The sequence below is a fragment of the Paenarthrobacter sp. NPDC090522 genome (assembly GCF_044769225.1).
GTDB lineage: Bacteria > Actinomycetota > Actinomycetes > Actinomycetales > Micrococcaceae > Arthrobacter.
Window position 1 is genome coordinate 26,551 of sequence record NZ_JBIVXL010000004.1, and the last position, 24,395, is coordinate 50,945.

Annotated in this window: 28 protein-coding genes and 1 tRNA gene; 11 read left to right on the plus strand and 18 right to left on the minus strand. The window is 64.8% G+C overall.

Annotated elements, in window-relative coordinates; all coding sequences use genetic code 11:
• Nucleotides 1–114: 114 nt before the first annotated feature.
• From rsgA to ACIQT2_RS05715, 3 genes are all read right to left on the minus strand, one after another.
• Nucleotides 115–1,275 (minus strand): ribosome small subunit-dependent GTPase A, encoded by a 1,161-nt coding sequence (gene rsgA, locus ACIQT2_RS05705; RefSeq protein WP_402944428.1) that lies wholly within the window; start codon nt 1,273–1,275, stop codon nt 115–117.
• A 210-nt stretch (nt 1,276–1,485) separates the two neighbouring features.
• Nucleotides 1,486–1,950 carry an NUDIX hydrolase gene (locus ACIQT2_RS05710; protein WP_402944430.1) on the minus strand — a complete coding sequence of 155 codons (465 nt, stop codon included), beginning with the start codon at nt 1,948–1,950 and terminating at the stop codon, nt 1,486–1,488.
• A 29-nt stretch (nt 1,951–1,979) separates the two neighbouring features.
• Entirely contained in the window at nt 1,980–3,776 is a 1,797-nt protein-coding gene (locus tag ACIQT2_RS05715; protein ID WP_402944433.1) for a beta-galactosidase family protein, read from the minus strand.
• Nucleotides 3,777–3,825: 49 nt separating this feature from the next.
• On the opposite strand from ACIQT2_RS05715, the gene ACIQT2_RS05720 reads away from it, so the two are divergent.
• Nucleotides 3,826–4,842, plus strand: coding sequence for a pirin family protein (locus tag ACIQT2_RS05720; RefSeq protein WP_402944436.1), 1,017 nt, complete (start codon nt 3,826–3,828; stop codon nt 4,840–4,842).
• A gap of 37 nt (nt 4,843–4,879) precedes the next feature.
• On the opposite strand, the gene ACIQT2_RS05725 is transcribed toward ACIQT2_RS05720, so the two are convergent.
• On the minus strand, nt 4,880–5,824 hold the full coding sequence (locus tag ACIQT2_RS05725) for an N-acetylglucosamine kinase (protein WP_402944439.1): 945 nt from the start codon (nt 5,822–5,824) through the stop codon (nt 4,880–4,882).
• A gap of 39 nt (nt 5,825–5,863) precedes the next feature.
• Between ACIQT2_RS05725 and ACIQT2_RS05730 the strand changes: the two genes are divergently transcribed.
• Entirely contained in the window at nt 5,864–6,889 is a 1,026-nt protein-coding gene (locus ACIQT2_RS05730; RefSeq protein WP_402944441.1) for a nitronate monooxygenase, read from the plus strand.
• On the opposite strand, the gene ACIQT2_RS05735 is transcribed toward ACIQT2_RS05730, so the two are convergent.
• Entirely contained in the window at nt 6,864–7,838 is a 975-nt protein-coding gene (locus ACIQT2_RS05735; protein ID WP_402944975.1) for a LysR substrate-binding domain-containing protein, read from the minus strand. The two genes, ACIQT2_RS05730 and ACIQT2_RS05735, sit on opposite strands and share 26 nt — an antisense overlap.
• A gap of 92 nt (nt 7,839–7,930) precedes the next feature.
• Between ACIQT2_RS05735 and ACIQT2_RS05740 the strand changes: the two genes are divergently transcribed.
• The 3 genes from ACIQT2_RS05740 to ACIQT2_RS05750 are packed head-to-tail and all read left to right on the plus strand — an operon-like array spanning nt 7,931 to nt 10,386.
• Nucleotides 7,931–9,157 carry an MFS transporter gene (locus ACIQT2_RS05740; protein ID WP_402944443.1) on the plus strand — a complete coding sequence of 409 codons (1,227 nt, stop codon included), beginning with the start codon at nt 7,931–7,933 and terminating at the stop codon, nt 9,155–9,157.
• A 31-nt stretch (nt 9,158–9,188) separates the two neighbouring features.
• A complete protein-coding gene (locus ACIQT2_RS05745) occupies nt 9,189–9,827 on the plus strand; it encodes a TMEM175 family protein (RefSeq protein ID WP_402944446.1) in 639 nt (212 codons plus the stop codon).
• A 52-nt stretch (nt 9,828–9,879) separates the two neighbouring features.
• Nucleotides 9,880–10,386 carry an Lrp/AsnC family transcriptional regulator gene (locus ACIQT2_RS05750; protein WP_387434933.1) on the plus strand — a complete coding sequence of 169 codons (507 nt, stop codon included), beginning with the start codon at nt 9,880–9,882 and terminating at the stop codon, nt 10,384–10,386.
• Between the two features lie 12 nt (nt 10,387–10,398).
• On the opposite strand, the gene ACIQT2_RS05755 is transcribed toward ACIQT2_RS05750, so the two are convergent.
• Complete coding sequence (locus ACIQT2_RS05755) at nt 10,399–11,631, minus strand: MFS transporter (protein ID WP_402944450.1); 1,233 nt, start codon at nt 11,629–11,631, stop codon at nt 10,399–10,401.
• 152 nt (nt 11,632–11,783) lie between these two features.
• Between ACIQT2_RS05755 and ACIQT2_RS05760 the strand changes: the two genes are divergently transcribed.
• Genes ACIQT2_RS05760 through zapE form a run of 4 tightly spaced genes read left to right on the plus strand, consistent with a single transcriptional unit; the run spans nt 11,784 to nt 14,925 of the window.
• A complete protein-coding gene (locus tag ACIQT2_RS05760) occupies nt 11,784–12,317 on the plus strand; it encodes an Lrp/AsnC family transcriptional regulator (RefSeq protein WP_402944453.1) in 534 nt (177 codons plus the stop codon).
• 10 nt (nt 12,318–12,327) lie between these two features.
• Nucleotides 12,328–12,753, plus strand: a complete 426-nt coding sequence (locus ACIQT2_RS05765) for a DUF1761 domain-containing protein (protein ID WP_402944456.1) — start codon at nt 12,328–12,330, stop codon at nt 12,751–12,753.
• Between the two features lie 10 nt (nt 12,754–12,763).
• Complete coding sequence (gene corA, locus ACIQT2_RS05770) at nt 12,764–13,759, plus strand: magnesium/cobalt transporter CorA (RefSeq protein ID WP_402944459.1); 996 nt, start codon at nt 12,764–12,766, stop codon at nt 13,757–13,759.
• A complete protein-coding gene (zapE, locus tag ACIQT2_RS05775) occupies nt 13,750–14,925 on the plus strand; it encodes a cell division protein ZapE (protein ID WP_402944461.1) in 1,176 nt (391 codons plus the stop codon). The genes corA and zapE overlap by 10 nt, the downstream gene beginning before the upstream one ends.
• 33 nt (nt 14,926–14,958) lie before the next feature.
• Here zapE and ACIQT2_RS05780 read toward each other — a convergent pair whose 3' ends face one another.
• The 12 genes from ACIQT2_RS05780 to galU all read right to left on the minus strand — a co-directional run bounded on the left by ACIQT2_RS05780 (nt 14,959) and on the right by galU (nt 23,234).
• Nucleotides 14,959–15,489 carry a ferritin gene (locus ACIQT2_RS05780; protein WP_397322117.1) on the minus strand — a complete coding sequence of 177 codons (531 nt, stop codon included), beginning with the start codon at nt 15,487–15,489 and terminating at the stop codon, nt 14,959–14,961.
• 45 nt (nt 15,490–15,534) lie between these two features.
• Nucleotides 15,535–15,906, minus strand: coding sequence for a fluoride efflux transporter CrcB (gene crcB, locus ACIQT2_RS05785; RefSeq protein ID WP_402944464.1), 372 nt, complete (start codon nt 15,904–15,906; stop codon nt 15,535–15,537).
• A complete protein-coding gene (locus ACIQT2_RS05790; RefSeq protein ID WP_402944467.1) occupies nt 15,903–16,358 on the minus strand; it encodes a fluoride efflux transporter FluC in 456 nt (151 codons plus the stop codon). Before ACIQT2_RS05790 ends, crcB begins: the two co-directional genes overlap by 4 nt.
• Entirely contained in the window at nt 16,355–16,870 is a 516-nt protein-coding gene (locus ACIQT2_RS05795) for a universal stress protein (RefSeq protein ID WP_402944470.1), read from the minus strand. Before ACIQT2_RS05795 ends, ACIQT2_RS05790 begins: the two co-directional genes overlap by 4 nt.
• A gap of 37 nt (nt 16,871–16,907) precedes the next feature.
• Entirely contained in the window at nt 16,908–18,614 is a 1,707-nt protein-coding gene (locus tag ACIQT2_RS05800; protein ID WP_402944472.1) for an ABC1 kinase family protein, read from the minus strand.
• Nucleotides 18,615–18,619: 5 nt separating this feature from the next.
• Entirely contained in the window at nt 18,620–19,156 is a 537-nt protein-coding gene (locus ACIQT2_RS05805) for a PadR family transcriptional regulator (RefSeq protein WP_402944475.1), read from the minus strand.
• 88 nt (nt 19,157–19,244) lie between these two features.
• Nucleotides 19,245–19,685, minus strand: a complete 441-nt coding sequence (locus tag ACIQT2_RS05810; protein ID WP_402944477.1) for a VOC family protein — start codon at nt 19,683–19,685, stop codon at nt 19,245–19,247.
• 47 nt (nt 19,686–19,732) lie between these two features.
• Nucleotides 19,733–19,805, minus strand: a tRNA-Ala gene (locus ACIQT2_RS05815).
• Between the two features lie 36 nt (nt 19,806–19,841).
• Nucleotides 19,842–20,642 carry an SDR family oxidoreductase gene (locus tag ACIQT2_RS05820; protein ID WP_402944480.1) on the minus strand — a complete coding sequence of 267 codons (801 nt, stop codon included), beginning with the start codon at nt 20,640–20,642 and terminating at the stop codon, nt 19,842–19,844.
• A gap of 6 nt (nt 20,643–20,648) precedes the next feature.
• Nucleotides 20,649–21,515: a hypothetical protein gene (locus tag ACIQT2_RS05825; protein WP_402944978.1), complete on the minus strand. Its 867-nt coding sequence runs from the start codon at nt 21,513–21,515 to the stop codon at nt 20,649–20,651.
• Nucleotides 21,516–21,667: 152 nt separating this feature from the next.
• The gene (locus ACIQT2_RS05830) at nt 21,668–22,294 is read right to left on the minus strand and encodes a GNAT family N-acetyltransferase (RefSeq protein ID WP_400329324.1); all 627 of its coding nucleotides are present in this window, start codon (nt 22,292–22,294) and stop codon (nt 21,668–21,670) included.
• A gap of 7 nt (nt 22,295–22,301) precedes the next feature.
• Entirely contained in the window at nt 22,302–23,234 is a 933-nt protein-coding gene (gene galU, locus ACIQT2_RS05835) for a UTP--glucose-1-phosphate uridylyltransferase GalU (protein WP_402944482.1), read from the minus strand.
• Between the two features lie 104 nt (nt 23,235–23,338).
• On the opposite strand from galU, the gene ACIQT2_RS05840 reads away from it, so the two are divergent.
• On the plus strand, nt 23,339–23,938 hold the full coding sequence (locus tag ACIQT2_RS05840; RefSeq protein WP_402944485.1) for a 5-formyltetrahydrofolate cyclo-ligase: 600 nt from the start codon (nt 23,339–23,341) through the stop codon (nt 23,936–23,938).
• 145 nt (nt 23,939–24,083) lie between these two features.
• Nucleotides 24,084–24,359, plus strand: a complete 276-nt coding sequence (locus ACIQT2_RS05845; protein ID WP_400329315.1) for an FmdB family zinc ribbon protein — start codon at nt 24,084–24,086, stop codon at nt 24,357–24,359.
• Nucleotides 24,360–24,395 lie beyond the last annotated feature (36 nt).

Genomic DNA, 24,395 nt, shown 5'->3' on the forward strand with positions numbered 1-24,395 from the left:
GCCAAATGATCATAAGCACGCTTACTGTGGCTGTAAAGCCGATCTTCACCCAGCGTAGCCAGCGGGCCAAGCGATGTCAGCGACGCCACGTATTCCGTAATGAATCGGCAATGTTCACCGTTTCCGGCGTTTAGCGGTCTTCCCGGCCCTCTCCTCGGCTTTATCGTGGCGGTATCTTTCCGCCGCGCGTTGTCCTCGTTCGGCGGAAACCACCTTCTGGTGCCACTCCCGCTGGTACGCACGACGCGCCGCAGCATCGTGTTTCCGGTTCAGTGCCGCGAGCTCCCGCTGGAGCTTGAGATAGCTGGCCCACCGGCGCTGGTCCAGCGATTCGTTGGCCAAGGCTTCCAGCACGGCACACCCCGGCTCAGCCTGGTGGGAGCAGTCGGAGAACCGGCATTGCCCGAAGAGCTCCTCCAGGTCGCCGAACATTTCGTCCATGCCGTCGTCCGCGTCGAAAAGGCCGAACCCACGGACGCCCGGCGTGTCCATCAGGACTGCGCCGCCCGGCAACGGAACGAGCTCACGGGATGTGGTGGTGTGCCTGCCCTTGCCGTCGCCCGACCGCACGGCGCCGGTTTCCTGGACTCCGTGACCCACCAGGGCGTTGATCAGGGTGGACTTGCCCGCGCCGGAGGGCCCGAGCAGCACCAGGGTTGCCCCCTGCGGGATGTGGCGGAGGAGCTCATCCAGCCCGTCGCCGAGTTCGGCGGACGTCGTGACCACTTCCACTCCGGCCGCTTGGTGGATGACCTCACCCACAACATCGTCCGCGAGGTCTGCGAGGTCTGCTTTGGTGATGACCACCAGGGGTGTGGCGCCGGAATCCCAGGCGGCGACCAAGGTTCGTTCCAGGCGGTTGTGGGTCAGCGGCCGGTCCATGGGAACAACCACCGCTACGATGTCGATGTTGGCGCCCAGGATCTGCTCCTCCGACGATGCTTCGAAGGCGCGCTTGCGGCTGAGCGCCGAATGGCGGGGCAACACCTCGACGACGGCCGGCTCACCGGTGGCGTTGTGCCCCAACCAGACCCAGTCGCCCGTGGCCGGGATGAGGCCCCGGCGGGGGTACGGCAAGTGAAGCAAGCCGTGCCCTGATGCGACCAGGACCCGGTTTCTATCCAGGCGAACGATGCGTCCGGGCCAGTTATCCCCCGGATTCGAGGTGGGATTGGCCGCAAACAACTCCGCGGTTTTGGCGGTGAAACCGTACTCCATGGGGAGCCGGTTGGTGTCAGGAAAAACAGTGTCGCTTGAAAAAGCGTGGATATTCAATGTGGAATGCCTCTGCTGAGGCCCGGTCGCCTGGCTAGGCGCAGGCTGATGCCGGGACGGGAATGGTGGAGTGACGGTGCGCCGCTGCAGCATGCGGGGCGCGCAAGACTATGGCAGTCATCAAATCCACCTCCTCGGCATCAAGGCCGGCAATCGATCGGCCGGCAACGATCTCCAGCGTACTCAGGCCCGCCGGATATGGCTACCTTTTCAAGAATGCTGCGCCATCAGCTTTCCATCCAGCGGGCGTTCCCGCTCGAGGCGAAGGGCTACATCCACCAGCGAAACCCGGTTGAGCTTGCCCACATCCTCAAGGGGGATCCAGGCAGCGTGCGTGGTACTGCCGTCCATCTCGTGCGTCAACTCCCCGCCGGTGATGGAGGCTTCGTAGACCAGCCGGAGCGCCTGGAAATCACGGACGGTTCCGTCCGGCCGGGCTTCCCTGGGCCAATGTCCCACGTCGATGCCGAGCATCCGGTCTATCTGCGCCTCGTACCCGGTTTCCTCAAAGACCTCCCGCCGGCAGCCGTCTACGGGATGCTCGGCCAGGTCCAGCCCTCCACCCGGAAGGGTCCATCCTTCTTTGTCGTCCTGCTTCCAGTAGGCCAGGAGGATCTTGCCGTCCTGAATAATGACGGCGTAGGCGGCAGGGCGGGTGTCGAAGTCCAGGCTCATCCAGCCAGCATAGTTGCGGCCGCGCCGGCCTACGTAAGATCGGCCGCGCCGATGGGGCCGCCATGTTCCGGTCCGAGGTCCGGCTTCTCCCGAAGTTCGACGACGGCACCCGGATCGCCGAGTTCCAGCACCCGGATGCTGTTGCGTCCCGCCCTCAACAAAGGCGCCGGGGCGTAGAGGGTCACCTGCGGTCCCTTGTTCCAGTACCTGCCCAGGAGAAAGCCATTGAGCCAGAGGAAGCCTTTGGTGGATTCCGGGAGCTCAAAATAGGTGTCTGCGGGTTCCGGTGCAGTGAACACTGCTTCGGGGAGGTCCGCAAGATCCTTCTCCGTCCATTCGCCCAGGGCAACCGGCGTTTGGGTCCAGTGGAAGGTGTAGCGCTGGTTGATGAGCACGCCACCCAGGATGCCCTTGCCCTGCCCCGTGAAGGGCCCATAGTTGATGCGGCCCAGATTTTCCACGAGGATTTCCAGTCTTGCCGGGATCCCTGTTCCGGTAAGGGTCAGCCCCTCGGCCGCGGTTTGGTCATCCAGGACCCCCACGTACGCTCCGTTCACCCAGATGTACGCACGGTCGTGGAGGCCCATGATCTTGAGGCGGCTCTCCGTGGGAGCATCAGCGCGTCCCGGGAGGATGGCCTCGGCCGCATAGAGGACCATGCCGCCGTCGAGCCCCAACTGCTCAAAGGTGAGGGGCTTGACGCTGGCGATCGGAGCACTGGCCGCCCTGACGACCTCCAGCAGTTCCGTGCCCGGGCTGAGCGGCAGCGACTGCGCCGGGAGGACAGGAGCCGACGTGAGCAGCCCAGCGGGAAGTTCGGGCAGGTCTTCGATGCCCTGTGCGCGGTAGAACTCCCTGCGGAGGGCGTGGAACTTGGGTGTCAGCTCGCCGTTTTCGGCGATCGGGGCATCAGAGTCGTAGCTCGTGACCGTCGGCTGGAGCATGGTGCCGTCGTGGTTGCTGCCGGATCCGAGGCCGAAGTTGGTTCCACCGTGGGCCATGTACACGCACAAGGACCCACCGGCGTCGAGCATTTTCCGGGCTTCGGCGGCAGCATCGGCGGCATCGCGGCGGTGGTGGTGTTCGCCCCAGTGATCAAACCAGCCGCCCCAGAATTCAACGTTGAAGAACGGCTCATCCGGCCGGCGTCGCTTCCACGTTTCAATGGCCTCATCCCCGCGGCTCCCCAGCGTCGCCGTAGCCCACGTACCGTCAACCGAACCGCCATCAAGGAAATAGTCTGTTCCGCCGTCGGCCGTAAAGAGCAGTTCAGTGATCCCGCCATCCTCGAGCACGCGGCGGTTCCATCGGATGTATTCGTGGTCGTCGCCGTAGCTGCCGTATTCGTTCTCGATCTGGACTGCCACCACGGGTCCGCCTGCAGAGGCCTGGCGGGAGGCGATGATGGGCAGCAGGTGGCCGAACCATTCCTCTATGGCCCCGGTAAACGCAGGGTCCAGGCAGCGCAGGCCGATACCCGGTATGCCCGTGAGCCATGCGGGGAAGCCACCGTTGTCCCACTCGGCGCAGATGTACGGCCCGGGCCGGACGATGACCTCCAGGCCTTCCTCGGCGGCAGTGTCAATGAAGCGTCCCAGGTCCCGCCAACCGGTGAAGTCCGGAGCCTGTCCGCGCGTAGGCTGGTGGAAGTTCCACGCCACGTAGGTGTCCACCGTATTAGCGCCCATCGCCTTGAGCCGACGCAGCCGGTCACGCCAGAGATCCGGATGCACGCGGAAGTAGTGGATGGCTCCAGCGAGGATGCGGTACGGTTCACCCGAACGGTGGAGGACGGCGTCGCGGTAGCTCAGAAGGGCGTTGTTCACACGGAACAGATTAGCTCAATTTCCAACATTTATGCACAGGTGATGACACATGACCAATCTGGATACTGCTCCCGCGGAGCAGGTCTGCCCCGCCGCACCTGAAGGCCAGGGGCCGTGCGTCCAGTTATGGCCTGCGCGTGAGGTTCCCCTGGGCGGCGTTCGCGCCATGAACGTCTACCGCACCCTGCCGCAACGCGGGTTGCCCACCGTGGGCGCCTGGTGCTTCCTGGACAGCTTCGGCCCGGACCGGGTTGCCATGAGCGTGCTCCCCCACCCGCACTGCGGCCTGCAGACGGTCACGTGGCCGCTGGAAGGAGCCGTCCGGCACCGCGACAGCGTGGGCAGCGACGTGGTGGTCCAACCCGGGGAGCTCAACATCATGACGGCCGGCCGCGGCATCTCCCACTCGGAGTTCTCCGTCCTCCCGGAATCCGACGGTTCGCCGGAGGACATCCCGGTCTCCCGTGGACTGCAGTTGTGGGTTGCGCTGCCCGACGCCCACCGGCACCGCGAACCCACCTTCGAACAGCACCGCGAACTCCCGGTTGCCGTTGGTGAGGGCTACACCGCCACAGTGATGGTGGGCGAGTTCGCCGGCCAGCGCTCCCCCGCCACCATGTTCAGCCCGATCGTCGGCGTGGACATCAGGGGCGCGGGAACACTTGGGCTCCCGCTGCGCCCGGACTTTGAGCATGCCGTCCTGGTATTGGACGGGCAGTTGGTCATCGACGGAGAAACCGTTGCACCCGGTCCGCTCGCCTACCTGGGTGCGGGCAGGCACTCGTTGACGGTCGACGCAGCCCCGGACACCCGGTTCATGCTCCTGGGCGGAGAACCGTTCGGCGAGGACCTGCTGATGTGGTGGAACTTCGTGGGGCGCACCCACGAGGAAGTGGAACGGGCCCGCGAGGAGTGGGAAGCCGAGGGATTGCTCGACGACGATGCTGCCGCCACCTCCCGCTTCGGCCTGGTCCGCGGCCACGGACCGGATGCGGGAGCCGAGGCAGGCCGCATACCGGCGCCGCCGCTTCCGGGGGTCAAGCTACGCCCGCGGACCCGCGGCTGAGCCGACCCGCGGCTGACGAGCCGCGCCGCTGCCCCGGTCAGGCGCGCTGTTCCGCCACGAGCCGGGGAACACCGAAAACCGGGTCCTGCTGCAGGATCCGCACGTCGGCTATCCCCGCCTCGGCGAGCCTTCCCCTGAAAGCTTCCTGAAGCCGGACCACGTTCATGCCCAGGCCGCTGCCAAGGATCACGGGCCCGTCGATGCCCAGCTGCCGCACGGCCTGGGCGGCGAGGTCGGCAAGGTCCCTGCCCGCCTGGTTCACCAAGGCCACTGACGTCTCGTCACCGGAATCCGCGGCTTCCACCACCAGGCGTGCTTGCTGCGCCCAGAATCGGCGGCCGGTCTCCGGGGAATGGAAAAGGGCGATGAGCTTGCCGGGTTCGTCCACTCCGCACGCTTCCAGCAAGGCCCGGCTGAGCACGTCAGGTTCAAGGCCCTGGTTCATGCGGCGGAGGCTGTGGCGGACAGCCTCGCGGCCCAACCAGTAACCGCTGCCTTCGTCGCCCAACAGGTACCCCCACCCACCGGCGCGGGCTTCCTCACCGGCCTCGTTCCTGCCCCAGGCAGCCGAACCCGTCCCCGCAATGACCGCGACGCCCGTGCTTGCGCCACCGGCTGCCAGGAGCAGCCTGGAATCGTGGACAACCGTGATGCGCGCGCCCGGTACGTGCGGGGCGATCAGGTCTGCGAGCGCCTGCGCGTCCTCGTCTGTGTCAATGCCGCCGGAGCCTGCGAACACCTCGGCAACATTGCCACCGCCGATCTTGGCGAACAGTTCGGCAAGATTGGCTTTGGCCTGTTCCCGGGTGACGTTCTGGACGTTGGAACTTCCGGCGCTCTCGTCACGTACAGGCGTTCCGTCCTCGAAACGCACGCCGCGCGTTTTGGTGCCGCCGATGTCCAGGCCGATCACGGTTCCGGCCAGGGGTGCCACGGCTTCGGGCGACGACGGGGAATGCTTGTCCGAGTCAAGATTGTTCACCGTGAAAGACTAGCTTGGAGCGTCCGGAGGAGAAACCGCATGTCCCTGTTCCATACCCCGTTCATCGCCGCACCCATGGCCGGTGGCACCTCCAGTGTTGCGTTGGTGAAGGCAGTCCAGGATGGCGGGGGCTTGGGCTTCCTTGCTGCGGGATACAAGAGCGTCGAGTCCATGACGGCGGAAATCGCCGCCGCCCGCGGTGCGGGCCTGCGTTTCGGGATGAACGTTTTTATCCCGGATCCTGCCCAGCTCCCGCCCGGGGCTGAGGTGAGGGCACGGCTTGAGGACTATCGTGCCGCTCTTGAGGCCGACGCCGCCCGCTATGGCGTGACCATGCCGCCCCTCCGCCTGGATGATGACGACGCATGGCAGGGAAAGATCGACGCCCTCCTGGCGGATCCTGTCGAATTCGTCAGTTTCGCCTTCGGGCTTCCGGGCACGGCAGTGGTCAAAGCTTTGCAAAAAGCCGGAACAACGGTGATTTCCAGTGTCACGAGTGTTGACGAAGCCTTGGCGGCGGCCGAAGAAGGGCCGGACGCCATCGCGGTTCAGCACCACACCGCCGGCGGACACACAGCGGCTTTCCTCACCAGCGGTGGACCCCGGGCTGAAAGCACGACGGCGGGGCTGCTCGCCCAGGTGCGTGCCGCCGTCGGGCTTCCGCTGATTGCGGCAGGCGCGATCAGTGACGGCGCCCTGCTGCGCGACGTCCTGGCGGCCGGGGCCGACGCCGCCCAGGTGGGTACGGCCTTGGTCCGCACCGAGGAGAGCGGGGCCAGGCAGGTACACAAGGACGCATTGGGCGATCCGGGCTTCACCGAAACAGCCATGACCAGGGCGTTTACCGGACGCTGGGCCCGCTCGTTGGTGAACGATTTTGTCCGTGATCACCACGATGCCCCCGAGGGCTACCCTGCCATCCACCATTTGACGGCACCCATCCGGGCCGCTGCGTCCGCCGCGGCCGATCCACACCGGGTCAATCTGTGGGCGGGTGCGGGCTGGCGGTCGGCGCGTACCGGGTCGGCTTCCTCCGTGGTCAAGGAGTTCCTGAGCGGGCTCTGACCAGTTCGGCCAACAGTTCCCCGCCCCGGTTAACCACCAGTTCCCTGAAACGCCGCACCGCCTCCGGTTCGAAACTCCGTTCCCGCCAAGCCAAACCGATCTGCCGGAAGGCCAGATCGGATTCGATCGGCACCTCCACCAGCCCCAGTTCCGCCTCCGGGAGGAACTGCCCCGTGCCATAGCCGGGTCCGGCAGGGGGCAGGATGCTGTATCCCAAACCGGCCGAAACCAGTCCGCGGACGGTGGTGGACTCCTGCACTTCGAAGGCGATCCGTGGCCGGTAGCCGGCCTCCCGGAGCAGTGCCTCGCCGAGTGCCCGCAGGCCCACGCCCTCGGGAAGAGTGACGTAGGGTTCATGGCGAAGCTGGGAAAGGTGGAGGCTCGTCCGTCCGGCCAGGGGGTGGCGGTAATGGAGCACCACCCTCAATGGCTCGCGGTAAAGGGCGAAGGAGCGGATGCCTTTGCCTTCCGGAGCGATGGGCGCGGTGAGCGCAAAGTCGGCGTCGCCTCTTGCCAGTTCCTGGAGGCAGTCGTCCCGCGGGCCTTGCCGCAGCTCAAAAACGGCGTTCGGGTGCTGCGCCCGGAACGCGCTGATGAGCAGCGGCAACGTCGCTTCGCCGAACGTGTGCTGGAACGAGACCCCGATCTTGCCGCGCACCACATCCGACTCGTGCCTGACCCTGTCCAGGCCGGCTTGGAAGTCCTCCAGCGCGGCTTCGATGTAAGGCAGGAGCGTCTTGGCTGCGGGCGTCAGCCGGATTCCCCTGCCGTCGCGGACCAGCAGGTCCATCCCGACGATCGCGCTGGCCCGGGCAACGGCACGGCTCACCGTCGATTGCGGAACGCCAAGGAGTTCGGCGGTCTCCGTCATATGTTCGGTACGCCCCAACTCGGCCAAGACAGGCAGCAGCGGCAGCAACTGGATCAGTTGCTGGTGGTCCGGCTCCATGGTTCCCTCCACCATCATTGATGCAATAGTGCATGAGTTATGAGCAAATCATGCATTGGAATACACAGTTGCGCCAAGCCTAGTCTGGCCGGGTGACGAATACAGCAGCAGCCTCGCCCCCCACCTGGGACGGACACGCGAAAGGATCCAGCGGCTATCGACGGGTCCTTGCCGCCTTGGCCTTGGCCGGAGTGGCTACGTTTGCCCAGCTCTACTCCACCCAGGCAGTCCTCCCCCTCATGGCGGCAGACCTGCATATCTCGGCCGCCGATGCTGCCCTCAGCATTTCCCTGGCCACCATCGGCCTCGCGGTCACCGTGCTGCCCTGGTCCTTCGTCGCGGACCGGATTGGTCGGGTCCGGGCCATGGCCTTCGGGATCGGGGCCGCTACCGTCCTGGGCCTGCTGGTTCCGCTGGCACCCACCGTTCCTGTACTGCTGGGCTTGCGGGCCCTGGAAGGCATGGCACTTGGCGGTATTCCGGCCATTGCCATCGCCTACCTCAATGAGGAAGTCACCAAAATCCACACCGCGCTGGCTGCAGGCAGCTACGTAGCCGGCACGACTTTGGGCGGGCTCGCGGGACGCCTCGTGGCCGGCCCTGTTGGCGAGGCGTGGGGATGGCGGGCCGCCGCGCTGGCCGTTTCGGTACTCGCCACAGTGTCCGCCATCCTGTTCCTGGTCCTTGTCCCCAAGCAACGCCGTTTCCGGCCGGCCCCGGTCCAAGGCTTCCAAGGCGCCCTGCGGACCCTTCGCGGCCATGCCTTCAATCCTCGGCTCTTCTCCCTTTACCTGCAGGCATTCCTGCTCATGGGAGGATTCGTGGCCGTGTACAACTACCTCGGCTTCAGGCTCCACGCCGAACCGTTCGGCCTGCCCGCCACCTTGGTGAGCCTGATCTTCCTGGCGTACCTGTCCGGGACAGTGAGCTCGCGCTGGGCGGCCGGGCTGACCACCCGCTTTGGACGACGGAACGTCCTCCTCGCCGGAATAGCCATCATGTCCGCGGGCCTCGCATTCACCCTGCTCGAAAACCTCGCTGCCACGCTGGCGGGCCTGGTGGTCTTCACCGGCGGATTCTTCGCGGCGCACAGTGTCGGATCGGGGTGGACGGGTGCCATCGCCACCACGGGACGGGCCCAGGCGGCTTCGCTCTACAACCTGTCCTACTACCTGGGTTCCAGCGTGATCGGCTGGGCCGGTGGACTGGCTTTCCAGGCCTTCGGCTGGCCCACGTTGGCGCTCGGCGTCATCGCCTTGGGACTGACGACGGCGGCCGTCACCGCTGCGATCCACGGCGGGTCCCGCGCAACAGGCTGACAACAGCCGTACAACACCTACAATCGGAGGCATGGCACAGGTCACCAGACCCCGGGAACTGTCCTCACCCGAACGGCTGCAGGCATTCACGGATGCCGTGGTGGCCATCGCCCTGACGCTGCTGATCCTGCCGCTCATGGAAAGCGTCGGCGAGCTAGCGGACCATGAGGGCACCACGGCCCAGTGGTTCGAGGAAGAGCGCTACCCCTTGCTGGGCTTCGCCCTGAGCTTCCTCCTCATCGCCGTGTTTTGGGTACACCACCACAAGCTTTTCCGGGGTGTCCAGCGCGTCGATTCAGGGTTGCTCTGGCTGACAGTGGGGTGGATGTTCACCATTGTGTGGCTGCCCGTTGCCACGGCATTGACTACCCAGATGCGCGATGACTGGGCCCAACCACTCGTTTACATCGGCACGCTGCTGGCGGCAAGCATTATGTTGCTGGCTGCCCGCGTGTATCTGCGCCGCCATCCCGAGCTTCACACTTTCGACGAGACCGAGGCCATTTCCGGAGTTCTGGGAGGGGCCATCGTGGCCGCCCTGTTCCTCCTTGCGCTGGTCATTGCGCTCATGGCACCGGACCTTGGGATGCTCCCCTTGATACTGATGGTTTTCAGCGAGCCGCTGCAGCGGCTCGGCAACAAACGGCTCCGGAAAACAAAGGCCGCCTAGATCGCAGGGAATTCACCGTTATGATGGTGAAACCGCTATTTCAGGAGGATCCGTGAGCACCACCCCGAAGAATGTTCGATCTGCATCGGGCAACGCAGAGCCACTGGATGCCATCGACGAACGGATCCTCGCAGCGCTGGTAGACGACGCCCGCATCTCCAACAAACAACTCGCCGAACTGGTGGGCATTGCCCCCTCCACGGCCCTGATGCGCACCAGGGCACTCTCCGAACGCGGCATCATTGAGGGCTTCGAAGCCGTGCTGAGCCTGCCCGCGATCGGCCGCTCCGTACAGGCCCTGATCGCCGTCCGCCTGCGCGCCCACGACCGCGACCAGATCGACCGTTTCACGGCCCGCGTCCCCAAGCTGCCGGCCGTGATTTCCACCTTCCACACCACGGGTTCCGTCGACTATCTGCTGCACATCGCCGTCGCCAATACGGACGACCTCCGGAACTGGCTCCTGGACAACCTCGCCACGGATCCAGTGGTGGGCCACACGGAAACCACCATGGTGTTCCAGCACATCCCTGGTAATCGGGGACCGCTTCCCGAGTAGGAACGGAACCACTCAAGCGCGGGCAGCCCGCAAGGCGACTCCAGCGAGCGCCAGCGCTGCCACTCCGCACAAGACGGTGAAACCCACGACGGCGGACTGGAGCCCCACCGCCGCAACGGCAAGACCCAGCCCCATCACCGGGACGGCGCTTCCCAGGTACGTGATGACGTAGACCGTGCTGATGACCTGCGCATGGCGGGCCGCTTCCACTTTGCCGGCCACCTCGTTGAAGACCTGGCGGAAGGCCACACCTTGGCCGGCTCCCGCAGTGATACTGGCAACGACCAGCAGTGCCGGGCTGGACCACATGGCGGCAGCACCCACCAGGACCACTGATACGCCGAGGACGGCCAAGGCAACGGGGACCTGGTATTTTCCGCGGGTGCCCAACAGTTGGCTCAAGGCTGAAGCCCCCAACGTCACGCCCGCAAGAAGCCCGATCAGTGGCCGGGAATCAGCATGGACCACGGACGCGAAGTAACCAGGTGCCAACGACAGGCAGAACCCGAAGACCGCGAAGCTCAGGAAGCCCACGGCAGAGGCCATCCAGAAGGCACCCCGCGCGCTCCGTGACACCGCCGGACGCCGCGGGGCGAGCACCTTGAACGCCGGCTTCCCTGGAGCCGGCGCAATGGCGGGCCGGGCCTTCAGGAGCCACAACGGCACCAGCGCAGCCAGCAGCACTCCGGAGTGGACATAGTACGGGGTACGCGTAGGGTCCGGCAGGAGCGAGAGCAGGCCTCCGATCACAGGACCAGCGGCGACACCACCGGCGGAAGACAACAGCGTGAAGCGCGAAGCCCAGTCCGGCCTGTGCGGCAACAGCTCACGCAGCGCCGCCGAACTTGCACCCGTAGCCAAGCCCACGGCCACGCCTTGGAGGGCACGGCCGGCAGACAGCATCAGGAGGCTGTCGGCTGCGGCAAAGATGGCCCCGCCGGCCAGGCCAACCAGGACAGCCAGGACCAAGGCGGCCCGCCGGCCAATGTGGTCCGACCAGTGGCCGGCCAGGATCAGGACGGCCACCAACGCGACGACGTAGCTGGAAAAGGCCACAGTGACGTCCAGGGAAGACAAACCCAGCCGGGCTTGCAGCAAGGGATACAACGGCGTTGCGAGGTTGGCACCAACCAGCAACGAGAAGATCACCACGCCCGCGAGGACCAACCGCGCAGTCGTACTGGCATCCCATCCCCATCGCCCGGCGGTGGCCGGACGCATGCGGAGTTCACTCAAGACAGTCATTTCCGTGCCTTCGATCAAGTGCCGTGCCGGCGTGTCCTTGTGGGATGGTTGGCATGGCTGAGTATTGGTGGCAACAGAATGGCCTACAACTGAGCGCAACGCAGTGAATTCATGGCAGGATTGAGCGAAATACTCAAACATGTACCCCTAGAATGAGTCGGAGTGACCATTTGAACAGCCTTGACCCCTTGGACTTGAAAATCCTGCTGGAACTCATCAAGGACCCGCGCGTCCAGATCGCCGAGCTCAGTGAGTCCTTGGGCATTGCCCGGAACACCGCGCAAAGCCGGGTGAAGCGACTGCTGCGTTCAGGGGTCCTGCAGGCTGCCGGCCGCGAGGTCGACCTGGAGAAGGTGGGCTATGACGTGGTGGCCTTCGTGACCATCGAGGTCACCCACCGCGAGCTCGACGGCGTCATCGGCGCCCTCCGCCTGATCCCGCAGGTCCTGGAAGTGCACGAGATCTCCGGCCGCGGCGATCTCTGGTGCCGCGTCGTGGCAACGGATACGCACAACCTCCAGTCAGCCCTCCGCTCGGTGCTCAGGACCAAAGGCGTGATCCGGACCGAGACAGTGCTCGCGCTCCACACACACATCCCGTACCGCACCGAGCCACTGATTGGGCGCATGGCGGCCACGCCAACACGCACCAGGCAGGAGCACTCCAACCCCGGTCAAGGGTCCTAGGATTTTTAGCATGGATTGGCTTTCACACATTTCACAGATCAACTGGCTGGCCGTGCTGCTGGCATTCGTTTCCAGCATGGTTGTGGGGTTCGTCTGGTACATGCCATCCGTCCTGGGCCAACGATGGATGCAGGCCATCGGCAAGACAGAGGAAGACCTCAAGAACATTGACGGCGGCGTGGGCATCTGGGTCCCCATGATGCTTGCCTCGGCCCTGACCAGCGTCCTCCTCGCCGTGCTGATCAGCGCACTGGACCTGAACACTTTCTGGGCTGGCGCCTTCTTCGGGATCATCATTGCCTTGGTATTCCGGGCCGGCGGCCACGTGATCCACAACGGCTTCGCCGGCAGGCCCACGGCAGTCACAGTGATCGACTCGGGCCACGACGTGGTGGCACTCGCAATCGCGGGCGCCATCATCGGAGCCATGCAGTAGCCTTCTGCCCGTGACCATCATCGATAACGCCGTCTACGTAGACGGCGTACGCACCGCCACTCCGGAAAGCCTGGAGCAAACTTTCGAGACACTTGCCAAGCACGGGGGCATGGCGTGGATCGGGTTGTACCGGCCCACGCAAGAGGAGATGGCAGGCGTCGCCACCGAGTTCGGACTCCACGAACTCGCCGTCGAAGACGCCGTCTCCGCCCACCAGCGGCCCAAGCTGGAACGGTACGACAACAACCTCTTCACCGTCCTGCGGCCCGCGAGGTACCTGGACGAAACCGAAACGGTGGAGTTCGGCGAACTCCACGTCTTCACCGGCCCCAATTTTGTGGTCACCATCCGCCACGCGGAAACAGCGGGCGTAGCCCGGGTCCGGCACCGGCTGGAAGACCGCCCGGACCTCTTGCGCCACGGTCCCGAGGCCGTGCTCTACGCGCTCCTCGACCAGGTGGTGGACGACTACGCTCCCGTGGTGGCCGGCCTGGAAAACGACATCGACGAAATCGAGGACCAGCTCTTCAGCGGAGATTCCACGGTCTCCCGAAGGATCTATGAACTCGCCCGCGAAGTGATCCAGTTCCAGCGCGCCATCCATCCCCTGCCGGAGATGATGACCCTGCTCGAAAAGGGCTTTGAAAAGTACGGCGTGGATATTGAGCTCCAGCGCTCCCTGCGGGACGTCGAGGACCACGTCAAGCACGTGATATCGCGGGTCAACTCCTTCCGCGACCTTCTTCAGAACGCCCTCACGTTGGATGGCACCCTCACTGCCAACCGCCAGAACGAGGCAAGCGCAGCGCAGAACGAGCAAGTCAAGAAGATCTCCTCCTGGGCCGCAATCTTCTTCGCCCCGTCGTTTGTGGCCGGGGTCTACGGCATGAACTTCGACTACATGCCCGAACTGCACTGGATAGTCGGCTACCCGATGGCGGTCGGCCTCATGGTGGGCGCGGCACTCGTGATGTACGTGATCTTCAAACGGAAGGGATGGCTTTGACGCCACCCCTTGCAAGCCCCTGGCATCGCCAACGGCCCAAGGCGGTCGGTGCCGCCCTGCTGGCAGGAATAGAGCACGACGCCGGACGCTCGGGTTTCGCGCTTGAGCCGAGCCAGCGGGCAGCAGCTGAGCGGTTGGCGGCTTTCGGCGCATCGGTGACCGGCCGGCGTCGGGCACTACCCACAACGGTCACGCGGGCCAGGACGCCCCGGAGCATCTACCTTCACGGCCCCGTGGGGCGCGGCAAGACCTGGCTCATGGACAGCTTCTACCGCGGACTCCACGCACGGAAGCGCCGAGTCCACTTCCACGATTTCTTCAGGTCGCTGCACCGCGGTACCCACGGACAGCAAGGCGCAGGCGACGGGACAGCCATCCAGCGGTCCGTGGATGCGCTGCTGGCGGACATCGATGTGCTGTTCTTCGACGAATTCCACGTCCACGATGTTGGAGACGGGATGTTCATGGCCCGTCTGCTGCGCACCGCCGCGCAACGCCACGTGCCCCTGGTGGTTACCTCCAACTACGCCCCTGACGAGTTGCTGCCCAATCCCCTGTGGCATGATCACTTTCTTCCCACCATCGAAGCCATCAAAGACATGATGGACGTGCTGGTGGTCAGCGGGCCCTCGGATTTCCGGCGGTACCCTGTGGCCGGTTCTTCCTTGGACGCCGCTCCCCCGGCGTTCAGCTCCGGACGGATCATCTGCCCCGGCTCTGCCCATCAACTGGGCCGACTGGGATTGTTCGCGCCACCCGCCTCGCAGAGCCGGGTCCTCACCCCTACCACCCAGCCGGTGGTGGTGAAGAACGCAGATCCGGACCTCCTCTGGGTCAGCTTCGGGTCCCTGTTCGCGGGCCTGACATCGACGGCGGATTACCTGGCCCTGGCCGATGCCTACAAGGCCTGGGTGATCGACGACGTACCTTCGCCGGCACACGCCGACGCCTCCATGGCGCCCGCCTGGCAAAGGTTCAGCAATGCGGTGGACGTACTGTACGACCAGGACATCACCCTGTTCCTGGTAGGGGTCGGCCCACTCGACTGGGACGCGGCCGGGACCGACGGCGTCCAGCCAGTCGACCTGGCGCGGATCGCCAGCAGACTCTCCCTCCTGGGCCGATCCGTGGCGGACACCGAAAACGACAGGCCCGCCGGAAGCTGACTTCCGACGGACCCGCCTGGCTCTGGTTCGCAGTTAGATGGCGCCGCCGGCTGCCGAAGGAGCCCCGGCATCGTGTCCGCCGTCGCCCACGGTCTCACGGGCAACATAGTTCTCAATGTCGAACAGGTTCTCGGCTCGTTCGGTGATGTTCAAGAGCGTGGTCATGGAAGCAACTTCCTCAACCTGTTCCTTCAGGAACCACAGCATGAATTGCTCACCCAGGGCATCGCCCTCGGCACGCGCCGCGCGGAACATGTCCTCGATGTTCCTGGTGACTTCCTTCTCCTGCTCCAACGCCAGGGCAATGGGTTCCTTGGCATTGGTGAAGTTGTTGCGGACCGGGGCGATTCCCGGAATCTCGACATGCACGTTGCGGTCCAGCATGTACTGGACCATCATCATGGCGTGGTTTCGTTCTTCAAGGGACTGGCGATAGAAGTGACGTGCCAACTGCGGCAAGTCTTCGCCGTCGAAGTACACCGCCACGGCGATGTACTGCTGGGAGGCCGCGAACTCATTGGCGACCTGGGCGGACAACAACTCATTGAATGTCTTCTTAGCCATGGCACCGATCCTACAGTCGGGGATCGACGCCGGCGGGCTGTTCGCTCAGGGCAGTAACCAGGCCATCCAGAGGCCCAATGCCGCAGCGCCCACACTCGCCACCAAGGAGCCGAGGGCGTTGATGAAGGCAAGTCCGATGCGTCCGCCCTGCACCAGGCGGATGGTCTCCAAACTGGCTGTGCTGAACGTGGTGTAGCCGCCAAGGAAACCCGTGCCCAGGATCATCTGCAACGATTCCGGGGCATGCCCACGCATCACCAAGCCGGCGATGAACCCCAGCATCAGGGAACCGGAAACGTTGATGAGAATCGTGGCCCATGGGAGGGCAGTCCGGACCCTACCCCGGATGAGGCCATCCACGACAAACCTGGACGCTGCGCCGATGCCACCGGCCAGGGCAAGCAGAATCACCGTCACGATGCACGCCCGTCCGCTGCCCTGCGGGTTCGTTGGTGGTGCCACGCACCCAAGGCAATGCCTGCCGTCGTCGCCAGTGCCCCGCCCACCACGCTCAAACCCACATACCAGGCCGCGCCGCTGGAAGAGCCGCCCATGATCAGGTGCACCGTGTCCAAGGCCAGCGTGCTGTAGGTGGTGTAGGCGCCCAGGAAACCCGTTCCCAAGGCGAGGCGCAGGACCCGGCGATTGCCGACGTCGGGCCCCCTCCGGGAGAGCCCTTCCAGCAAGGCACCGAGCGCCAACGCACCCGTCAGGTTGATGATCAGCGTGGGCAGCGGCCACGCACCGGGTGCAGGGATGACCAGCCCCAACCCGTAACGTGCCAAGGCGCCAAAGACCCCGCCGGCAGCCACAATGCCGATGAAACCCCACCGAAGATGTGCCGGGCGTTTGATGGTGTTCCCTGTCATCGCTCGCCAGGTACCCGCGGATCGACCGGAACCACCAGGACCGGACCATCCTGCCGGTGCAGCAACTGCCTGGCGACCGAACCTCCGGTCATTTCCCGGATGGTCGAGCCCATTTTGTGTTCCCTGGAGCCCACCACGATCAGGGACGCGCCGATCTCGCCTGCAAGCCGTGCCAACGCGTGGGCCGGTTCTCCGGCCAGCGCTACCAGCGACCAGTCAACGCCGGAACCGGCCAATTGCTCCGCGATGGTCGCTTCCAGGGATGCGGGGATGGGCTCGGCGTCTTCGTCCACACCGTCGGGATCAATCGGGGCCATGGGACCGCCTGTGGTGCCATCAACCGGGTAGACCGTGACGTCCACAAAGGCACACACCAAGGGCAGTCCTGCGGCGGTGGCCAAGGCAGCGGCGTGCTCCACCACGATCGACTGCTGCTTAGGTGCCACGCCTGCGATCACGGGTCCCCTCATCACGTTCATTGCACGGAGGGGGCGGGGAGGCGTGTCAGTCACAAGGGCAAGTTTACGATGCGCGAATCCGGTTTCCGGCCTAACGGCGTCCGGGCCTCAGCACATAGAGCAGTGGCAGGAGCGAGGCAACCATCAGGACGTTGCTGAGCACCGGATCGTCAGCGCGGACCAAGGCGCCTGCGATCAGGACGCCGCTGAAGATCAAAGCCCCCACGGCGCGCTGGGCGGTCCTGGCAAGCCGGGCCAAGTGCCGTTCCATCCGCGGATTGGATACCTCGATGGATCCTTCGTCGATCCTGGTGATGATCCCGTCCAGGCGCTTCGGCAAAGACATGGCCACGGCCGCGGTTTCCAGCACGTGGGCAGCGGCGTCCTTCACCACGTTGCCGCGCTCATCCCTTAGCAGGCGGGCCGCGTACGGCTCCACGGAATCCCAAAGGTTGAACCTGGCGTCCAGGGAACTGCACACCCCGGACGTCAGCGACATGGCCCGGATAATCAGCAGGAAGTTCTCGGGTAGCTGGAACGGCAAGGAACGCACCACGTCCCCGAATTCCACCGCGAAATCACGGAATTCCCGCGGGTCCACTTCGCGGAGTTCCGCGAACCCCATGCCGCCAAAACGCGCGAACAGCTGGGTCATGGCCTGTTCCAGCTTGCGGGTATCCGCCGATGGCACCAGCACTCCGATGTCGCTGATGGCAGCAACGAGCCCCTGGCCATCCCTTGCGGCCGCCGCGATCAGCAACTTCCGGAGCCCGCTGCGGGTCTTCGGCGGGACCTGGCCCATCATGCCAAAGTCGATGAACGTCAGTTTCCACGGGTGCTCCGCCGATGGATCACGGTCCGGGGTGATGAAGATATTGCCGGGATGGGGATCCGCATGGAAGAAGCCATTGGTGAAGAGCTGCTCGAACATCACCGAGGCAAAGACGGGAGCGACGGCTGTGGGCTCGATCCCGGCAGCCCGCAGCGCCTCTGCGTCAGTGATCTTGATGGCGGTGACATCCTCCAGCGTGAGGACCCTGCGGGACGTCCGCTCCCAGACAATCCCGGGTACGGCAACCCTGCGGTCATCTGCGAACTCGACGGCAAAGCGCTCAGCATTGGCGGCCTCGTTCAGGTAGTCGATTTCTTCGAGGCTGGTCTGTGCGAACTCCTTCACCAAGGCCGGCACGTCGGCCCGTTCCGCTACGATCCGGATGCGCTTCAACCAGCCGCCCACCCTCCGCAAGGCGGCAAGGTCGACGTCGACAATCGCCTGGATCCCCGGACGCTGCACCTTGAACACCACGCTGCTGAGGCCGGTCTCCTCGCGGTCCGGCGCGAGCAGCGTGGCGCGGTGTGCCTGGCCCAGCGAAGCTGCCGCGATGGGCGTTTCATCGATCGACGCAAAGACTGCTTCCAAAGGAGCGCCGAGCTCCGTTTCTGCGAGTTCCTTGATGGCAGGAAAAGGGACCGGCGGAACCTCGTCCTGGAGTCCTTCGAGTTCCGAGGTGATCTCGGGTGGGAGCACGTCCAGCCGCGAGGACATGAACTGGCCCACTTTGATCATCAGCCCACCCAACTCCACGGCGAGGTCATGGAACCGCCGGGCGAAGTGGCGCATTCTCCTTGCACGGTGCCGGTCCGCGATCCTGCGCAGGCCGAACCTGGGAAGGAACAGTTCGAACCACCAGGTGACGGCCAAATGCCATGCGGCAAACCGCAGGATACGGCGGTAGCGGGCACGGGTATCCGCCGGGCGGGCCTGATGGGCCGTCCGGTCCCCCCGAACCAATGCCACCCGTTTCAGTCCTGGGCGAGTATCGCGTAGATCCGGCGGCGGGCTTCCTCAAGCACGGTCACGGCATCCTGCACCTGCTTGGGCGTCCCGGTACGACCCACCTGGGCCGCTGCCTGGGCCAAGTCGATGCCTGCCTTCGGCAGCGATGCGAAACCCCGGGTTTCGCCCTGGGAGCTCCAAAGACCGGAGGTCTCGGCCTGCTCCACGTCTTCCCGGCCCGCTTCGGTCAGGGAATAGATCTTCCGTCCGTTGGACTCCTCGGCACTGACGAATCCTTCATCCGCCAGGAGCTGGAGCGTCGGGTAAACAGAGCCGGCGCTGGGCTTCCAACTGCCTCCGCTGCGCTCCTCGATTTCGCGGATGATCTGGTAACCGTGCATGGGACGCTCGGCCAGGAGCGTGAGGATCGCGGTGCGCAGCTCGCCGCGCCCTGCCCGTGTCCCACTGCGTTTCTCGAATCGGGACCGGAAGTCCTCCATGGCCTGCCACATGCCCTCGAAACCGTTCCCCATGAAGCCGCCTGCCGGAAATGACTCACGCATTATGCCCACCTCACATCATCGCGAACGATACTGAACGATAGCCCAAACGATATACCTGGCCACCGCGATGGACAATCATTCTTGAGGACTATCCGATCCGCTGGGCAAGGGCAACGATGATCCCCTCCGGACCGCGGACGTACGTCATCCGCCAGATGTCTTCATACTGGCCCACGCCGCCCACCAGGCCGTACCCATCGGCCGCCAACCGTTCCAGGGCAGCATCGAGGTCATTGACTTCGAAAGCAACGTTGCGCAGGCCCAACTCAGTGGACATCGGTGCGGGAGATCCCGGCTGGTGGTCGGGATGAGTGAAGCTGGACAACTCGATGCCGGTTCCGCCATCCGGAGCCCGCAAAGTGGCTATTTCGCTGCGGGAGTTCGGTATGCCGATGACCGTGTCAACGAACTCGCCCTCCATGTGCATCCGGCCCTCGACTGCGAGGCCCAGGCTTTCGAAGAAGGCAATGGCTTTGTCGAGATCGGCAACCGTAATGCCGACGTGGTCGAAGTGCTTTACGAAAGACATGGTGCCTAGGCTAGCCCAGGCTGCGGCGAAGGGTAAGGGAGAAGGGGTGGAGCTAAGGAGATTCGAACTCCTGACCTCTTCGATGCGAACGAAGCGCTCTACCAACTGAGCTATAGCCCCTGGACCATGCCGTACGGCGTGGCCGGTGTCCTTAGGCTATAAAGTTTTCCGGCGCTTTTCCAACCACGACACGAACGTCTCCGACCCATGCTTTTCTCCTGGCGCCAGGTTGAGCCCTGCACGAAGGTAGCGACCCATGGGGCCGGGCAACGGGAACCCGACTACCCGGCCATGTGATCGCGTGACCGCCTTCCAGGACAGTGCCATGTCCTGCATGCTCAGCACCTCAGGACCACCCACTGTCCTCATCCGGTGGTTCTCCGGAAAACGCCTCGCCAGTGCTTCCTCAAGCAACGCCCGGGCGACGTCCGAAGGCGAGATCGTCTGGAACCTGGCGCCCTTGAACACTGGGATGAGCCCTACTCGGGCACCGGCGGCAAACACCATCTCCACGAGGCTGTGGAACTGCGTTGCCCGTACCACCACGGTCTCCAAGGCCGAGTCGGCGTAGACGCGTTCCTTCGCGGCCTTGGAAACGTAGAAGGAGTAACTGCTCCTGTCGCAATTGATGATGGACAACGCCACCGCCTTGGGAACGCCTGCCTGGTGGGCGGCGCCCAGAAGCCGGGAACCGCCGTCGGCGAAGTACTTCTTAGCCTTTCCGAACTGGCCTTCCAAGCAGTCAACAACGACGTCGGCACCCGCCACCGCGGCCGCCAACCCCACGCCGGTGGTGACGTCGCCCGCGAAGTAGGTGGCGCCGTCGTGATGCTTCGCGGAACCGGCGGGCGGTACGTGGCGGCTGAGGACGTTGACTGTGTGCCCCTGGCCCAGCGCACGCCGCACTACTTCGCGGCCCACCTGCCCGGTGCCGCCAGCGACGCAGACCACCGCCATGGGCGGCTAGGCCCGGCGTCGCTGCAGGACGTCGTCCAGATTGCTCAGGGCGCTGTGACCCTTGGCCGGAGTGCGAACCTGCGTGGCGGCGTCAGCCTGCTCCGCACCCTGTTTGAGGACCGGCTTCCCGACGGGCTTGGGGGCCTCGGGGAGGACCAGCGGCTCCGGTGCAGGCCGGTTTGCCTTGGCTGCGCCAACGTAGGTGGGCTTGGGAACCTCAACGGGCTTCCACGGGGTGCCACCGTCTTCGGGTGCGGCCTCGGCAGATGTGTCGCCGGCGGCGAGGGCTACGGCCAGTGCCGCTTGACGAAGTTCGACGGCGGAAAGCCTCGCCTTTTCCCCGTCTGCCTCGGCATCGAAAACAGGAGTTTCCTTGGCCTCCATGGGCGGTTCCTTGGGCAGGTACCGGGCGGGAGTGGGAATGGATACCTTTTCGGCAGCACGGCGTGCCCGGCGTTCGCGGAGATCACGCAAGGCAAGCTGCCGCAAAACGACGACAGCGAGCACGGCACCGAGGAATGACACCAACGGCAACCAGATGGAGCCCTGCCCAAACAGCCGGACAATGCCGGAAACCACGGCCGTCAGGAGGAGGATCAGGCCGGACAAGGCCAACGTCAGACGGGCGTAACGGATAGTGAACGGGGTACCGGACGTTTTCCGGGGAGTCGTATCAGCCACGCGGGATTCCAGGGGCGACGCCTGTGCTGTGCTGTGCATGGTCTCCATCGGTTTCTCCTGCTGAGGTGCCAATGCCAATACCACCCCTGGCTGCGTCTCGTCGGGCTCGTCCTCGAATGGCTCTGCCGGCCCGGTGGCCGTTTGGACCTGTGGCCGCCCTTTGCGTAGAACATAGGGCGCGACCCACACCATCCAGAGCGCGACAGTGACAACGAGTATCACTGAGCTGCTGAGAGGGAAGTCCACATTCAAAACCGTAGAAGCAAATCGTCAGGTGCCGTGGCATTCCTGCCGGTGTGTCGCCCGCGAGTCCCTAAATGATTCCCGGGAAGCCCCAAAAGGGCCTATGACCTGCCCGTTCTTCCTTCCCGCCAGCTTTCCAGGAGTCCGTGCGGAACTTCGTCGGAGGTCAGCGCGAAAGATCTGTGGTCCGCCCATTCCCCGTTGATGTGCAGGTACCTTTCGCGGTAGCCCTCGTCCCGGAAGCCGAGTTTCTCCACCACGCGCAGGCTGGGTGCGTTTTCCGGCCGGATGTTGATTTCCATGCGGTGCAGGCCGAGCGTCCGGAAGCAGTGATCCGTCGCCATCGCCACAGCGGTGGGAGCGATTCCGTGTCCAGCGCGGTCCTTGTCCACCCAATACCCCAGGGTGGCCATCATGGCCGAACCCCAGACGATCGAGGAAACCGTCAATTGCCCCACGATGCGCGGTTCCCGGAAGCCCGGTGTCCACTCGGCGATGATGAACGGCAGGGCGGTGGCCTGGCGCGCCTGTTGGTTCAGGGAGGCCACCATCTGGCGGTAGCTTGGGAGGCTCCCACCCGGTGCGGGGTTGGAGGCCTCCCAAGGAGCCAGCCATTCACTGTTCCGCGAGCGGACCTCGGACCATTCCCGCTTGTCCCGGTAACGGATGGGCCGAAGCACCAGGTCTCCGCTTTCCAGCGTCACCGGCCAGATCGCAGAGCCGTACATCCGGGTGTTACTGGGGAAGGGTGGCAGTGAAGTCCGGCAGCCACTCGCGGAGCTCGGGACCTAGATCTTCTCGTTCGCAGGCCAACTCGATGCAGGCCTTCAAGTAGCTCAGCTTGTCTCCGGTGTCGTAGCGGCGGCCACGGAAGACCACGCCGTAGACGCCGCAGCCTTCGCCCTCGCCGCGGGCCAGGACCTCGAGAGCGTCGGTCAGCTGGATTTCTCCGCCGCGGCCCGGAGCTGTCTTCTCGAGGACGTCGAAGACGGCCGGGTGCAGCACGTAGCGACCAATCACGGCAAGGTTTGACGGGGCTTCATCAACGGAAGGCTTCTCCACCAACTGCTTGATGCGGACGTACCCCTCCTCGCCGTTCTCCTCGACGTCTGCGCAACCGTAGGCGCTGATCTTGGACGGTTCCACTTCGATCAGGGCCACCACGGATCCGCCGGTCTTCTGCTGCACGGCGATCATTTCGCTCAGGAGATCGTCCTTGGGATCGATCAGGTCGTCGCCGAGCAGGACGGCAAAAGGTTCGTGTCCTACGTGCTGCTTTGCGCGGAGGACAGCGTGGCCCAGGCCGTTCGGGTCGCCTTGGCGTACGTAGTGGATGTCACCAAGGTTGGTGGCGGACTGGATGGCTTCGAGCTTGGACGTGTCACCCTTCTCCGCCAAAGTGGCTTCAAGCGCAGGAACACGGTCGAAGTGGTCCTCCAACGCACGCTTGCTGCGGCCGGTGATCATCAGGACGTCATGCAGTCCAACTTTCACGGCTTCTTCGACCACATACTGGATGGCTGGCTTGTCAACCACGGGCAGCATTTCCTTCGGCATCGCCTTCGTGGCGGGGAGGAACCTGGTACCAAGACCCGCTGCGGGGATGACGGCCTTACGGACAGCATTGTTATGGTGAGTCACGGGACTAATGTAACGGACGGAACACATCAAAAGGTAAACCCCCGCCGTGCCGGGACACACAAATTGTCGGTGAATTGGCTGGTTGGGGCACTGGCGCCCCAACCGGCAAAGCACCGACGGAACGGACAATCATGGCCTCGAAGGAAGAAATACGTGCCGCCCGCAGGCTGCACCGTCGCACGCTGACTCCTGAGCAGATAGCAATCGCCGGCGACGCCCTCGCGGCCCACGGAACGGCGTGGGCCAAGGACGTTTCAGGCGGCGCCCCCGGGACTTTCACCGTGTACTTGGGCGTGGCCTTCGAGCCTCCCACACTCCCCCTGATCGAGTCCCTGCACCAGGACGGCCACCGGATCCTGCTTCCCGTGTGCGAGCCGGACAGGCAACTGAGCTGGGTGTTCTGGACCCCGGAGACGGTCTTCCTCCGCTCGGAATACGCACCGATTGACGAACCGGAGGGCGAGCGGCACGGCGCGGATGCCGCCGCGCACGCCAACGGCATCTTCATGCCTGCCACGGCTGTGGACGGAGACGGCAACCGGATCGGCCAGGGCGGCGGCTACTACGACCGCTTCCTCCAAGGCCTCGGCACCTCGGGCCGGCAGCCCCGCACCATCGCGGTGACGTACGACGACGATGTGTTGCCTTCCGGCGCCATCCCGGCCGAGCCTTTTGACCAGCCCGTCCCCGAGGCCCTCACGCCATCGGGAATTGTGCGGCTCGGCAGGTAGTTATGGTGGCGTACGGCCGGCAACTTCAGGGTGGCGGTTGAACAGCCGGATGATAGAATTGGCACTCAGGCCCTGCGACTGCTAAGGCGGAGATCCCTCCGCCGAGGCTGCACAGGACCTGACGTTTGTCCTGAGGAGGAATTCAGTGCCCACATACGCATACGCCTGCAAAGACTGTGACCATGCCTTTGACATCGTCCAGTCGTTTTCGGACAGTTCGCTGACGGAGTGCCCGGAATGCCAGGGCGCCCTGCGCAAGAAGTTCAACAGCGTCGGTGTTGTATTCAAGGGCTCCGGCTTCTACCGCACGGATTCCCGCGATTCCAAGGGCAGCAGCACCGTTTCTGCTGCACCTTCGGCTGCACCGGCACCGGCATCTGCACCGGCCGCCACGCCGGCGCCCGCCGCTGCCGCGAGCTAGACCCACTTATCCACATAGGGCTGCGGGCCACTGCCT

Excerpts from the sequence above, each read along its gene's own strand:
- ACIQT2_RS05790 (WP_402944467.1), bottom strand. The coding sequence starts at position 16,358 with ATGACAGGGAACACCATCAAACGCCCGGCACATCTTCGGTGGGGTTTC.
- ACIQT2_RS05755 (WP_402944450.1), bottom strand. The coding sequence starts at position 11,631 with ATGACTGTCTTGAGTGAACTCCGCATGCGTCCGGCCACCGCCGGGCGA.
- ACIQT2_RS05730 (WP_402944441.1), top strand. The coding sequence starts at position 5,864 with ATGTCCCTGTTCCATACCCCGTTCATCGCCGCACCCATGGCCGGTGGC.
- ACIQT2_RS05840 (WP_402944485.1), top strand. The coding sequence starts at position 23,339 with ATGGCCTCGAAGGAAGAAATACGTGCCGCCCGCAGGCTGCACCGTCGC.
- galU (WP_402944482.1), bottom strand. The coding sequence starts at position 23,234 with ATGTGTTCCGTCCGTTACATTAGTCCCGTGACTCACCATAACAATGCT.
- ACIQT2_RS05805 (WP_402944475.1), bottom strand. The coding sequence starts at position 19,156 with ATGCGTGAGTCATTTCCGGCAGGCGGCTTCATGGGGAACGGTTTCGAG.
- ACIQT2_RS05735 (WP_402944975.1), bottom strand. The coding sequence starts at position 7,838 with ATGGAGCCGGACCACCAGCAACTGATCCAGTTGCTGCCGCTGCTGCCT.
- ACIQT2_RS05780 (WP_397322117.1), bottom strand. The coding sequence starts at position 15,489 with ATGGCTAAGAAGACATTCAATGAGTTGTTGTCCGCCCAGGTCGCCAAT.
- ACIQT2_RS05760 (WP_402944453.1), top strand. The coding sequence starts at position 11,784 with ATGAGTCGGAGTGACCATTTGAACAGCCTTGACCCCTTGGACTTGAAA.
- ACIQT2_RS05830 (WP_400329324.1), bottom strand. The coding sequence starts at position 22,294 with ATGTACGGCTCTGCGATCTGGCCGGTGACGCTGGAAAGCGGAGACCTG.
- ACIQT2_RS05765 (WP_402944456.1), top strand. The coding sequence starts at position 12,328 with ATGGATTGGCTTTCACACATTTCACAGATCAACTGGCTGGCCGTGCTG.
- ACIQT2_RS05710 (WP_402944430.1), bottom strand. The coding sequence starts at position 1,950 with ATGAGCCTGGACTTCGACACCCGCCCTGCCGCCTACGCCGTCATTATT.
- ACIQT2_RS05810 (WP_402944477.1), bottom strand. The coding sequence starts at position 19,685 with ATGTCTTTCGTAAAGCACTTCGACCACGTCGGCATTACGGTTGCCGAT.
- ACIQT2_RS05820 (WP_402944480.1), bottom strand. The coding sequence starts at position 20,642 with ATGGCGGTGGTCTGCGTCGCTGGCGGCACCGGGCAGGTGGGCCGCGAA.
- ACIQT2_RS05720 (WP_402944436.1), top strand. The coding sequence starts at position 3,826 with ATGACCAATCTGGATACTGCTCCCGCGGAGCAGGTCTGCCCCGCCGCA.
- ACIQT2_RS05745 (WP_402944446.1), top strand. The coding sequence starts at position 9,189 with ATGGCACAGGTCACCAGACCCCGGGAACTGTCCTCACCCGAACGGCTG.
- zapE (WP_402944461.1), top strand. The coding sequence starts at position 13,750 with ATGGCTTTGACGCCACCCCTTGCAAGCCCCTGGCATCGCCAACGGCCC.
- ACIQT2_RS05825 (WP_402944978.1), bottom strand. The coding sequence starts at position 21,515 with ATGGTGTGGGTCGCGCCCTATGTTCTACGCAAAGGGCGGCCACAGGTC.